7 protein-coding genes, 1 pseudogene and 1 other annotated feature are annotated in these 12,683 nt (G+C 60.3%); of the genes and pseudogenes, 3 read left to right on the forward strand and 5 right to left on the reverse strand.

All coding sequences use genetic code 11. The features are described from left to right. A partial coding sequence (locus BN1189_RS15430; RefSeq protein ID WP_040229250.1) for a putative polysaccharide biosynthesis protein occupies positions 1-1,290 on the reverse strand: 1,290 nt, incomplete at its 3' end. Between the two features lie 334 nt (positions 1,291-1,624). Here BN1189_RS15430 and BN1189_RS15435 point away from each other — a divergent pair. Both BN1189_RS15435 and BN1189_RS15440 read left to right on the forward strand, forming a co-directional pair. Beyond that, a complete protein-coding gene (locus tag BN1189_RS15435; RefSeq protein WP_040229251.1) occupies positions 1,625-2,896 on the forward strand; it encodes an NAD(P)/FAD-dependent oxidoreductase in 1,272 nt (423 codons plus the stop codon). Between the two features lie 225 nt (positions 2,897-3,121). Then, positions 3,122-4,243 (forward strand): annotated as a pseudogene (locus BN1189_RS15440) (NAD(P)/FAD-dependent oxidoreductase); the annotation flags it as partial. 212 nt (positions 4,244-4,455) lie between these two features. Here BN1189_RS15440 and leuS read toward each other — a convergent pair. Further along, a complete protein-coding gene (gene leuS / locus BN1189_RS15445; RefSeq protein ID WP_040229252.1) occupies positions 4,456-6,873 on the reverse strand; it encodes a leucine--tRNA ligase in 2,418 nt (805 codons plus the stop codon). Positions 6,874-6,914: 41 nt separating this feature from the next. Further along, positions 6,915-7,128, reverse strand: a binding site (T-box leader). Positions 7,129-7,254: 126 nt separating this feature from the next. On the opposite strand from leuS, the gene BN1189_RS15450 reads away from it, so the two are divergent. Further along, the gene (locus BN1189_RS15450; RefSeq protein ID WP_052455913.1) at positions 7,255-8,478 is read left to right on the forward strand and encodes a CynX/NimT family MFS transporter; all 1,224 of its coding nucleotides are present in this window, start codon (positions 7,255-7,257) and stop codon (positions 8,476-8,478) included. A 97-nt stretch (positions 8,479-8,575) separates the two neighbouring features. Here BN1189_RS15450 and BN1189_RS15455 read toward each other — a convergent pair whose 3' ends face one another. From BN1189_RS15455 to BN1189_RS15465, 3 genes are all read right to left on the reverse strand, one after another. Continuing rightward, positions 8,576-9,754 (reverse strand): DUF4129 domain-containing protein, encoded by a 1,179-nt coding sequence (locus BN1189_RS15455; protein ID WP_179860971.1) that lies wholly within the window; start codon positions 9,752-9,754, stop codon positions 8,576-8,578. A gap of 801 nt (positions 9,755-10,555) precedes the next feature. Beyond that, the gene (locus tag BN1189_RS15460; RefSeq protein ID WP_040229254.1) at positions 10,556-11,719 is read right to left on the reverse strand and encodes a DUF58 domain-containing protein; all 1,164 of its coding nucleotides are present in this window, start codon (positions 11,717-11,719) and stop codon (positions 10,556-10,558) included. Continuing rightward, complete coding sequence (locus BN1189_RS15465; protein WP_040229290.1) at positions 11,716-12,663, reverse strand: AAA family ATPase; 948 nt, start codon at positions 12,661-12,663, stop codon at positions 11,716-11,718. The genes BN1189_RS15460 and BN1189_RS15465 overlap by 4 nt, the downstream gene beginning before the upstream one ends. Between the last annotated feature and the right edge of the window lie 20 nt (positions 12,664-12,683).

Here is a 12,683-nt window from a genome sequence, read left to right on the forward strand (position 1 = left end):
CGCCAGGATGGCGCCCTGCGCCTCGAACAGCTTGATGAGCGGAATGTTCAGAGCGAGCTTGAGCAGCAGGCCGATGAGCAGGTTGAGGACAATCCATTTATGCCGGTCGATCGCCTGCAGGATGGAGCCGGTGACCGTGTACAGGGCGAACAGGATGGACGCAGGCGCGTAGGACCTCAGGATGGCGGCGCCGACTGCATCTTCCTCGAACAGGAGATGGTAGAACTCACCCGACAGGATCATCAGCCCGAGCACCATCGGGAAAGTCAGGAACGCGACGATCTGATACGTCTGATCGAGCGACCGGGTCATCGCCGTCCGGTTCCCTGTTGTAAAGTAGCCCGTCACGATCGGAATGAGCGCCATCGAGAAAGCCGTCCCGATCATGACCGGGATCATGACGATCTTGTGGGTCGTGAAATTCAGCATCGCAAGCTGGCCGTCGGATACGGAGGCCAGGCCGATCGAGGACATCGCCCGGTTGAACGTGATCATATCGACAAACTGGAACAGCGGATTGGCAAGCCCGACGAGGACGATCGGAAAAATGTAGACGATGAGTTCCCGGTACATGTCCTTCAGGCTGGCGCCGTTCGAATGGGTGCTTGAATCGAGCAGCCGGTCAAACTCCGGCTTTTCGCGTTTCCAGTAGTAGCCGAGAATTGCAAGCCCGGCCAGTGCGCCGATGAAGGCCGCAAACACGGCAAATGAAATTGCGGTCCGCGGAGATTCTTCCATAAAGTTGATGACGACATATACGCCCGCCAGCACGAACAAGATCCGGACGATCTGCTCCAGAAGCTGAGAGACGGCGGTCGGCGTGAACTGCTGGTATCCCTGGAAGAAACCGCGCGTCAGGCTCATGAACGGCACGACGATGAGCGCGAAGCTCACCCAGCGGATGACGCCGGCGATTTCATCGACCGAGAACACTTGCTCATCATCGGCGATGACCATGTGGGCCATCGGCTCGGCAAGGAAGTACAGCAGAAGGAACGAGACGATCCCCGTTCCGATCATGATCCACAGGCTCGACTTGAACAGCCTCCGCCCGGTCTCATAATCCCCGAGTGCATTGTACTTGGAGACGAATTTCGACACCGCGATCGGCATCCCGGAAATCGCGAAAGACAGCATGATGTTGTACGGTATGTAGGCATACTGATAAAGCCCGAGATTCTCCTGTCCGACCATCGCATAGAGCGGGATGACGTACAGGAGGCCGAGCGCCTTGGACAGGAACAGTCCGATCGACAGAACCGCCGTCCCCTTAACTAAATTCGATGACATAGGACCCTTCCATTCATATAAACTATTCTCCAGTTTACTCCGCCCCGGCCGATATCTCAAATTCTTTTGCAAATCCTGTTGTATAATGAAGGACGTGCGCGCGGTGCGTTGGTTGCCCCGGGGGAAAACGCGTCACCCGGGCCATAATCGTTCGATTCGGAAGCGTAATCGTTCGATTCGGCGGCGTATTCGTTCGATTCACAGGGGCAATCGTTCGATTCGGCAGTCTAATCGTTTGATTCGATTTGAAAAGCGCCCTATTCAATCCAACAACGACTTGAATCGTTTTCCGGGCCGGGTCCTGATCCCGGCCATCTTGAAAGGATGAACTGATATGCATGATGTGATCATCATCGGCGGCGGGCCGTCGGGGCTCATGGCGGCGGCAGCGGCCGGCGCGGAGGGAGCGGACGTATTGCTCATCGAAAAAGGAAACAAGCTCGGAAAGAAACTCGCGATCAGCGGCGGCGGGCGTTGCAATGTGACAAATAACCTCGACTACGACGAGATCATCCGGCATATCCCCGGGAACGGCCGTTTCCTCTACGGCCCGTTCTCCGTTTTCGACAACAAGGACATCATCCGCTTTTTTGAGGAGCTCGGTGTTCCCTTGAAGGAAGAAGACCACGGAAGGATGTTTCCGGTGTCAGACAAGGCGTCCGACGTGGTCGATGCGCTGACGGGCGAACTGAAAAAGCTCGGCGTGAAAGTCCGCTTCGGTGCAAGGGTCGAAAAGCTCCTCATGGACGGCGAGCGCATCCTCGGCGTCCGACTGGAAGGCGGCGAGGAAATCCGGAGCCGTTCGGTCGTCGTGGCGTCCGGCGGCAAGGCCGTTCCCCAGACAGGATCGACCGGTGACGGGTACCCGTGGGCCGAGCAGGCGGGGCACACGGTGACGGAGCTGTATCCGACGGAAGTACCACTGCTGTCGGACGAGCCGTTCATCAGGAAACGGGAACTGCAAGGGCTTGCCCTTCGGGGAGCCGCCGTGTCCGTTCTAAACAAAAAGGGCAAGACGCTCGTCACCCACCGGATGGACATGCTGTTCACCCACTTCGGCCTGAGCGGCCCGGCGATCCTCCGGTGCAGCCAGTTTGTCGTGAAGGAAATGAAGAAAACCGGAGGCGCGCCCGTTCTGATGCAGATCGACTCCCTGCCTGATGAGAACGCGGAGACCACTTTCCAGGAGCTCGTGAAGACGGGAAAAGCCGAGCCAAAAAAAGCGGCAAAGAATCTGTGGAAGGGCCTGGCGCCCGAGCGCTGGCTGCTGTTCCTCATGGAGCGCTCGGACATCGACCCGGCCATGCCTGCGGGCCAGATTGCCCACGACAAGCTGCGGAGCCTCTCCCGTCTTCTTCATTCATTCGAAATGACCGTGAACGGCACTCAGCCGATCGAAAAGGCGTTCGTCACCGGAGGCGGCGTCTCGGTCAAGGAAGTCTGGCCGAAAACAATGGCGTCCAAGAAAAAGGATGGCCTCTTCTTCTGCGGAGAAATCCTCGACATCCACGGCTACACCGGCGGATACAACATCACCTCTGCGCTCGTCACCGGCCGGATCGCCGGGATGAACGCAGCACAGTCAGCGCTCGGCACTGGTGAATGAATCAACATGAAAACCCGGAACGGCTTATCCGCTCCGGGTTTATCCTTTTTCGCCTGGCGTTATCTTTATCGGCCTGAACGTTATCTTTATCCGCCGAAGCGTTATCTTTATCTGCGAAAGCATTATCTTTATCCATCAAAGCGTTATCTGTATCGACACAAAGACGAAAACCCGGAGCAGGTCTTCCTCGCTCCGGTTTTTTGGTGTCCGGCTCAGCCGGCAACCACAATGTTNCTCGACTACGACGAGATCATCCGGCATATCCCCGGGAACGGCCGTTTCCTCTACGGCCCGTTCTCCGTTTTCGACAACAAGGACATCATCCGCTTTTTTGAGGAGCTCGGTGTTCCCTTGAAGGAAGAAGACCACGGAAGGATGTTTCCGGTGTCAGACAAGGCGTCCGACGTGGTCGATGCGCTGACGGGCGAACTGAAAAAGCTCGGCGTGAAAGTCCGCTTCGGTGCAAGGGTCGAAAAGCTCCTCATGGACGGCGAGCGCATCCTCGGCGTCCGACTGGAAGGCGGCGAGGAAATCCGGAGCCGTTCGGTCGTCGTGGCGTCCGGCGGCAAGGCCGTTCCCCAGACAGGATCGACCGGTGACGGGTACCCGTGGGCCGAGCAGGCGGGGCACACGGTGACGGAGCTGTATCCGACGGAAGTACCACTGCTGTCGGACGAGCCGTTCATCAGGAAACGGGAACTGCAAGGGCTTGCCCTTCGGGGAGCCGCCGTGTCCGTTCTAAACAAAAAGGGCAAGACGCTCGTCACCCACCGGATGGACATGCTGTTCACCCACTTCGGCCTGAGCGGCCCGGCGATCCTCCGGTGCAGCCAGTTTGTCGTGAAGGAAATGAAGAAAACCGGAGGCGCGCCCGTTCTGATGCAGATCGACTCCCTGCCTGATGAGAACGCGGAGACCACTTTCCAGGAGCTCGTGAAGACGGGAAAAGCCGAGCCAAAAAAAGCGGCAAAGAATCTGTGGAAGGGCCTGGCGCCCGAGCGCTGGCTGCTGTTCCTCATGGAGCGCTCGGACATCGACCCGGCCATGCCTGCGGGCCAGATTGCCCACGACAAGCTGCGGAGCCTCTCCCGTCTTCTTCATTCATTCGAAATGACCGTGAACGGCACTCAGCCGATCGAAAAGGCGTTCGTCACCGGAGGCGGCGTCTCGGTCAAGGAAGTCTGGCCGAAAACAATGGCGTCCAAGAAAAAGGATGGCCTCTTCTTCTGCGGAGAAATCCTCGACATCCACGGCTACACCGGCGGATACAACATCACCTCTGCGCTCGTCACCGGCCGGATCGCCGGGATGAACGCAGCACAGTCAGCGCTCGGCACTGGTGAATGAATCAACATGAAAACCCGGAACGGCTTATCCGCTCCGGGTTTATCCTTTTTCGCCTGGCGTTATCTTTATCGGCCTGAACGTTATCTTTATCCGCCGAAGCGTTATCTTTATCTGCGAAAGCATTATCTTTATCCATCAAAGCGTTATCTGTATCGACACAAAGACGAAAACCCGGAGCAGGTCTTCCTCGCTCCGGTTTTTTGGTGTCCGGCTCAGCCGGCAACCACAATGTTCACGAGCCGCCCAGGAATAGCGATGACTTTTTTGATTTCCTTGCCTTCGGTCAGTTCCTTCACGCGCGGTTCGGCGAGGGCCGCGGCTTCGAGGCCTTCTTTGGTGACGTCAGCCGCGACGACCACTTTTGTGCGGACTTTGCCGTTGATCTGGACGGCGATTTCCACCTGGTCGTCGACTAGCTTCGATTCGTCCCAAGCCGGCCATTGCTCATACTTGATCGTCTCTTCATGGCCGAGGAGGCGCCACAGTTCTTCCGTGATGAACGGGCAGATCGGCGACAGCATCTTCACGAAGCCTTCCGCATACTCCTTCGGCAGCTTTTCGGCTTTGTAGGCTTCGTTGATGAACACCATCATCTGCGAGATGGCCGTGTTGTTGTGCATGGCCTCAAGGTCTTCGGTCACTTTTTTCACCGTCTGGTTGTACACTTTGTCGAGCGCGCCGTCATTTTCTTCCGTAATCTTCGAAGAAAGCGTACCGTCCGCTGCCGTGTACAGGCGCCAGATGCGGTCGAGGAATTTGCGGGCGCCGTCGAGGCCGTTCGTCGACCAGGCCTTCGATGCGTCGAGCGGCCCCATGAACATCTCATAGAGGCGGAGCGCATCGGCACCGTGGCTTTCGACGATGTCGTCCGGGTTGACGACATTGCCTTTCGACTTGGACATCTTTTCATTGCCTTCGCCGAGGATCATGCCCTGGTTGAACAGCTTCTGGAACGGTTCCTTCGTCTTGACGACGCCGACGTCATACAGCACTTTGTGCCAGAAACGGGCATACAGCAGATGAAGCACCGCGTGTTCCGCACCGCCGACGTAGATGTCGACGGGGAGCCAGCGCTCGGCAAGTTCCGGATCGACGAGCTGTTCGGAGTTGTGCGGATCGATGTAGCGGATATAGTACCAGCAGCTGCCGGCCCATTGCGGCATCGTGTTCGTCTCGCGGCGGCCTTTCATGCCGGTCACCGGATCCGTGACGTTCACCCAGTCTTCGATGTTCGCGAGCGGGGATTCGCCGGTGCCGCTCGGGCGGATGTTGTCCGTCTTCGGCAGCATGAGCGGCAACTCTTCTTCAGGAACGGTCGTCATCGTGCCGTCTTCCCAGTGGATGACCGGGATCGGCTCGCCCCAGTAGCGCTGGCGGGAGAATAGCCAGTCGCGGAGACGGTACGTGATTTTCTTCTCGCCCGCCCCGTGCTCCTCAAGCCAGGCGATGGACTTGGCAATCGCCTCGTCTTTCCCCAGTCCGTCGAGGAATCCGGAGTTCACATGCGGGCCGTCGCCGACATACGCTTCTTCTTCAACGTTGCCGCCCGCGACGACTTCCTTGATCGGCAGGTCGAATTTCTTCGCGAATTCATAGTCCCGCTCATCATGTGCCGGAACGGCCATGATGGCGCCCGTCCCGTACGTGGCCAGCACGTAGTCGGCGATCCAGATCGGCATCTTCTCCCCGCTCACCGGATTGACGGCGTAGGCGCCGGTGAAGACGCCCGTCTTGTCTTTGGCCAGGTCCGTCCGTTCAAGGTCGCTTTTCGTCTTCACTTTGTCCAGATACGCATCGACCGCCGCCTGCTGTTCCGGCGTCGTAATTTCCGAAACGAGCTTGTGCTCCGGTGCAAGGACGGCGTACGTGGCGCCGAAGATCGTATCCGGGCGGGTCGTAAATGCTTCAAACGACTTCTCAGATCCGTCGACGGGGAACTTGATCTGTGCGCCTTCCGAGCGGCCGATCCAGTTGCGCTGCATTTCCTTCAGGCTGTCCGGCCAGTCGAGATCGTCGAGATCCTCAAGAAGGCGGTCCGCATATTCAGTGATGCGGAGCACCCACTGGCGCATCGGGCGGCGTTCGACCGGGTGGCCGCCGCGTTCGGACAGGCCGTCGATGACTTCCTCATTCGCGAGCACCGTGCCGAGCGCCGGGCACCAGTTGACCGGCACTTCGTCCACATAGGCAAGGCCGCGCTCATAAAGCTTGATGAAGATCCACTGCGTCCATTTGTAGTATTCCGGGTCGGTCGTGTTGATCTCCCGGTCCCAGTCGTACGAAAACCCGAGCTCCTGCATCTGGCGCTTGAACGTCGCAATGTTCCTCGCCGTGAACTCGGCCGGGTCATTGCCGGTATCCAGCGCATACTGCTCCGCCGGCAGGCCGAATGCATCCCAGCCCATCGGATGCAGCACGTTATGCCCCTGCATCCGCTTGAATCCGCTCAGAATGTCGGTCGCAATGTAACCGAGCGGATGGCCGACGTGAAGTCCGGCGCCGGATGGATACGGGAACATGTCCAGCGCATAGAATTTCGGCTTCTCCGGCTCATCCACCGTCTTGAATGTTTTGTTTTCTTCCCAGTACTTCCGCCATTTTCGGTCGATCTCCTGATGATTGTAGCTCACGGCCCATTCCTCCTTAAAAATAAAAAAATCCCCCGTCCCGAAACAGGGACGAGAGACTGTTGCGCTCCCGCGGTGCCACCCAAATTGACGGCAAGCCGTCCAGCTTAATCCTTAACGCGGAAGGACGGCACCGGCCGGCATTGCCTGCGGTGCGGACTCGGGAGGCGAGTTCGGCGTTCCGTCCTGCCGGCTTGCACCGACCGCCGGCTCTCTGGAAGGGCCGAAACGCCTACTATTCCCCGTCAACGTCTTTGACTATTGGCATTATTGTACCCGATAGTGCATGCCGCCGCAAGTGCCATTGTGCAGGCGTTTACATCGCCGGGGGCCTTTGATAGGATGAAAAGGTGAATTGTCGCACAATTGACTGGAGGGCTGCTCTTGGAAGAAAAAGATACATATCGCTCCAAACGGCTGAAACTGGATGCCGGCGCATGGCTCCTGCTGCTCGGGGTCGTCGCGATCGCCTTCACGCTCCGTTCCCCGCTGACTGCCGTCGGGCCGGTCATCTCCCGCATCATCGAGGATCTCGGCATCTCCAACACAACCGCCGGATTCCTGACAACAATCCCGCTGCTCACCTTCGCGCTCGTCTCTCCGGTCGTCCCGAAGATCGCCGACCGGATCGGCATGGCCAGAAGCCTGTTCCTCGCGCTTCTCGTTCTTACCATCGGGATTATCATCCGCTCGTCGGGCGGGACCGGCCTCCTCCTCGCGGGGACTTTCCTCCTCGGAGTGGCCATTTCATTCGCGAACGTGCTCCTTCCGAGCCTCGTCAAAATGAACTTCCCGATGCAGGTCGGACTCATGACGGGCATTTATACCGTCTCGATGAACCTGGCGGCAGGAACGGCTGCGGGACTGAGCGCGCCGGTCGCCGATTCATTTGCGCCCGGCTGGCGGGCATCGATCGGCATCTGGGCGCTTCTCGCCGCTGCCGCCTTGGTCATCTGGCTGCCGCAAGTGAAAAAGCGTCCGGTGCTGGAGGCGTCCGGGCCCGCAAAAGGACCGGCGCCGCGCCCGCTCTGGAAATCCCCGCTCGCCTGGGGCGTCACGTTTTTCATGGGCCTTCAGTCGGTCATGTTCTATACAACGGCCGCCTGGGTGCCGGAAGTCCTCGTGTCAAGGGGATTTGAGGAAAGCACGGCCGGGTGGATGTTCTCTCTCTTGCAGTTTTCACAGATCCCGCTCACATTCCTCGTCCCGATCATCGCGGGACGGATGAAGGACCAGCGGCTGCTCGTCGTCATCATCGCGGCGTTTTACATAGCCGGCTACGGCGGCCTGTTTGTCGACAACATGTCCCTGACCCCTCTTTGGATGATCCTCATGGGCGTTGCCGGCGGCGCATCGTTCGGGCTGGCGATGATGTTCTTCGCCCTCCGGACCCGCACGCCGTCCGAATCTGCTTCCCTGTCCGGCATGGCACAGTCGATCGGCTACCTGCTCGCGGCGGCGGGCCCGGTGCTCTTCGGCGCTCTCCACGACGTGACCGGAAACTGGACTGCCTCCCTCTGGCTCTTCATCGTGACGATCATCCTCTTGTTCCTGTCCGGCATGATCGCCGGCCGGGATGAAAAGACGGTGCCGACTGCAGCGCTTTAGGTCTCCGTACAGATAAAAACATCCGCACCGACCCGTCCGGGCAAGTGCGGATGTTTTCATGTCCTTTTCAATTTCCGGACGGTTGTTCCGCGGATGTTCAGCCGATCTCCCGGATCGCTTTCCGGAAGGCTTCCGCCTCTTCGCGCGAGACCGGTTCATCTCCGTAACGGACGCGGCTGTATAAATCGGCCAGCATCATCTGCGTCTCCCTGTCCGTCCCAAGCCTGGACAGCCATTCCCCAAACGGCTCGTCCGACCGGCGCCCCTTGCCTGCGCGGGCCATTTTCCTCTCCAGCCGGTATACCTCCCGGCGGACGGGTCCTGGCGGGCGGCGGACTCTTGGCTGCCTGGCCCGTTCTGCTCCGCCGGGCATCCGCTTTTCCGCAAGTGCGTCGGGGCGGACCGGCTGCGCGGCGTTCCGGTGGGCACGGACAAGAAAGAAGACACCCGCCGCGGCCCCGGCCGCAAGCAGGATGAGGAAGATGGCTGCAAAGCCGGTTTCATCCGACGGATCATCGCTCCCGGGAAACTGGAACTCTTCCGATCCGCTTTCCGCCTGGTCCTCTTTCTGTTCCTCATCAATCCGTTCCTGTTTTTCCCGGAGCCAGCCGATCATCGGCTCGGCGGCGCGCAGGAACGGGCCGGCGATCAATCCCAGGACCTGGCCGAGCCCGCCGAACAGCCAGCCGGCCGGCACGGCGAGCCGGGCCATGATCGGCTCAAGAAAGAGGACACCGGCAGTGAACAAGACAACTCCAGCACCCAGGCCGATCAGCGCCCGATCCTGCTTCCTGCCTCCCTGCCCCGCTTCAAGGACCGATCTTGCGGCCCGGACGAATACGGCGAAGCCGAATTGCAGGATCAGGAACTTGAGAAGACTGCCCCCGGCTTCCCCGCCGATCAGGAAAAAGGCGGCGAGGCCGTAGCCGATCGACAGGAAAGCGACGAGGAATTCCGTGTCCCGGGCATCCCGGCCGGCGGCAGCGGCAAACCGCCACGCCGCAACCACGCCGAGGATGGCGGAAAATGCCGGGCTCAACCCAAAGAGCAGGCCTCCCGCAAGCACGAGAACCGCCGTGACAAGCCCGGCAAGCTTCAGGGACTTCCTGCGGAGCAGCAGGAATCCCGCTCCCCCCGCCAGCAGGGCGAACAGCATCGGGAAGGCTGGCGGCATTTCTCCACGGAACAGATAGGGAGGAGCAGAAAACAGATAGACCGCCGAAAATTCGAGAATCAGCCCCGCAAGCCGGACGTAAACCATTCTCCAGTCCCTCATCCCGCTTCCACCGCCTTTTCGNGCCGGTTTCATCCGACGGATCATCGCTCCCGGGAAACTGGAACTCTTCCGATCCGCTTTCCGCCTGGTCCTCTTTCTGTTCCTCATCAATCCGTTCCTGTTTTTCCCGGAGCCAGCCGATCATCGGCTCGGCGGCGCGCAGGAACGGGCCGGCGATCAATCCCAGGACCTGGCCGAGCCCGCCGAACAGCCAGCCGGCCGGCACGGCGAGCCGGGCCATGATCGGCTCAAGAAAGAGGACACCGGCAGTGAACAAGACAACTCCAGCACCCAGGCCGATCAGCGCCCGATCCTGCTTCCTGCCTCCCTGCCCCGCTTCAAGGACCGATCTTGCGGCCCGGACGAATACGGCGAAGCCGAATTGCAGGATCAGGAACTTGAGAAGACTGCCCCCGGCTTCCCCGCCGATCAGGAAAAAGGCGGCGAGGCCGTAGCCGATCGACAGGAAAGCGACGAGGAATTCCGTGTCCCGGGCATCCCGGCCGGCGGCAGCGGCAAACCGCCACGCCGCAACCACGCCGAGGATGGCGGAAAATGCCGGGCTCAACCCAAAGAGCAGGCCTCCCGCAAGCACGAGAACCGCCGTGACAAGCCCGGCAAGCTTCAGGGACTTCCTGCGGAGCAGCAGGAATCCCGCTCCCCCCGCCAGCAGGGCGAACAGCATCGGGAAGGCTGGCGGCATTTCTCCACGGAACAGATAGGGAGGAGCAGAAAACAGATAGACCGCCGAAAATTCGAGAATCAGCCCCGCAAGCCGGACGTAAACCATTCTCCAGTCCCTCATCCCGCTTCCACCGCCTTTTCGCCCCGGATCCGGTGGACGGGAACCCCTTTTTTCGCGAGCAGCCGTTCCAGGCCGGCCGCCTCTTCCCGCCACGCGCCAAAGTGGAGAAGGACGTGCCCGCTTCCGGCCGACCTGGCAATGCCGCCGTACATCGGGACGGGCGATGCGACAGGGGCCGAACCCGGCAGCCTGGCAAGCGTCTGCAGCACGGCAGAAAGATGGGCCGGACCCGAACCCGCCGGCACGTGAAGATAAGGCCGGGCCCCCGCCATCCGGACATTCAGCCACATTTCCGTTTCGATCCCTTTGCGTTCGGCCATCTCCATCGCATAGGCGAGTTTCCCGAAGACCGCCTCCGCTTCCTCTTCATCCGCGTGTTCCCGGGATTCTCCAGTGAGATCCGCAGCCAGGATCCAGCGGGTGAGCACGACCCGCTCGAATTCTTTTGTCCGCAGTTCTCCCGTCCGTGCCGTCTCTTTCCAGGCGATCGTCCCGAACGGGTCACCCGCCAGGTACGAACGGCTGCCCCTCGGCATTGTCGGTTCCTCAAACAGCGACATCCTCTCCGGCGTCCCGCCCGGCTCCATCCGGGACAGCCTGACGGGAAGCGGGAACGGCACCGGTTCCGGGTAGACGCATGCCTCTTTCCGGACATAGCCCTCATATGTCAGCCAGACCGTGTAAAGCCCGAGGAGATCCCTGACCCTCACTCTCATCACCGGAAAGCGGACAATCCCCCGTTTGGCCGCCTCGATCCGGACGGGGAAGACCGCCGTCTCCCTGCCCATGAGCAGGAGGTGCCGGTACTCGTCAGGCCCTTCGCCCTTCCGTCCGAGCGCCTTGTCCGGGTCAAGGATGCCGGCCGTCCATGAAGCATTCAGGACCGGCAGCCGGCTTGCATTTGTGAACGCAAACGAAAGGGTATCCGCATTCCCGGGAAAGAGCCGGAGTCCGTCCCGTTCATTTTCAAAACGGATGGAACGGGCGGCATGGAATACATAGGCATAGTTCCCGATGATCACAAGCAAGATGAACAGCGGAATGCTCCAGACGATCGCATTCTTTCCAAGCAGCGCGACGAGGAGGAAGACGACCGCTGCAAGGCTGTAGGCGAGCGCGCGCCGCTCGGAATGGACTTCCCTGCTGAATCCGTGGTTCACCTTCCCGGCACATCCTCGACCGGAACGGGAATCCGGCCCAGCAGCCCCTCAAGCACTTCTTCGGAAGTTTTCCGCATCGACGCCTCAACGGTCAGCACGAGGCGGTGGGCAAGCACCGGAACCGCCAGCTCCCGGACGTCTTCCGGCACCGCAAAGCTTCTGCCGTGGAGATGGGCCCTCGCCTGTACGGCCCGCATCAGCGCGATCGTGCCGCGCGGGCTGGCACCGGTCTCGATTTCCGGATGGTCCCTCGTCGCCCGGACGAGCTGGATCAGGTACTCCTCGACCGCTTCGTTCACCCGGATTTTCAGGGCTTCCCTCCGGATGGCGAGAATATCATCCACGGTCGCAGAGGAGACGGTCTGCGCCGGCCTTCCGTGCATGTAGGATTGGATCATCGCCCGCTCACCGGCCTCCGACGGATAGCCCGGACGGATCTTCATGAGGAAGCGGTCCATCTGGGCTTCCGGAAGATCGAATGTCCCTTGCGCAGACTCGATCGGGTTCTGGGTGGCGATGACGAAAAACAGCCCGGGAAGCCGGTGGGTCTCCCCGTCCACCGTCGCCTGCCCCTCCTCCATCGCTTCAAGCAGGCTCGACTGCGTTCGCGGGGTCGCCCGGTTGATCTCATCGGCCAGCAGGATGTTCGTCATGACCGGGCCTTCCCGGTATTCAAATTCCTCGGTCTTCATGTTGAAGAACCGGATCCCCGTCACATCTCCCGGCAGCACGTCCGGCGTGAACTGGATCCGGCGGAAAGTCGCATCGATAAAATCGGCCATCGTCTTGGACAGGACCGTCTTGCCCGTGCCCGGGACATCCTCCAGCAGCACGTGGCCGCCCGCGACGAGCGCGGTGAGGATCAATTCGGTCACCTTTTCTTTTTCAAACAGCACCCGGCCGACCGCCTTTTGCATCTCCTCCAGCAGTTCATGCTTGCTCATCGCCTTCACTCCTTCAATGG

This window comes from Bhargavaea cecembensis, from assembly GCF_000826125.2.
GTDB classification, from domain to species: domain Bacteria; phylum Bacillota; class Bacilli; order Bacillales_A; family Planococcaceae; genus Bhargavaea; species Bhargavaea cecembensis_B.

Coding starts and splice junctions, on each gene's coding strand:
- BN1189_RS15435 (WP_040229251.1), top strand. CDS start 1,625: ATGCATGATGTGATCATCATCGGCGGCGGGCCGTCGGGGCTCATGGCG.
- BN1189_RS15455 (WP_179860971.1), bottom strand. CDS start 9,754: ATGAGGGACTGGAGAATGGTTTACGTCCGGCTTGCGGGGCTGATTCTC.
- BN1189_RS15465 (WP_040229290.1), bottom strand. CDS start 12,663: ATGAGCAAGCATGAACTGCTGGAGGAGATGCAAAAGGCGGTCGGCCGG.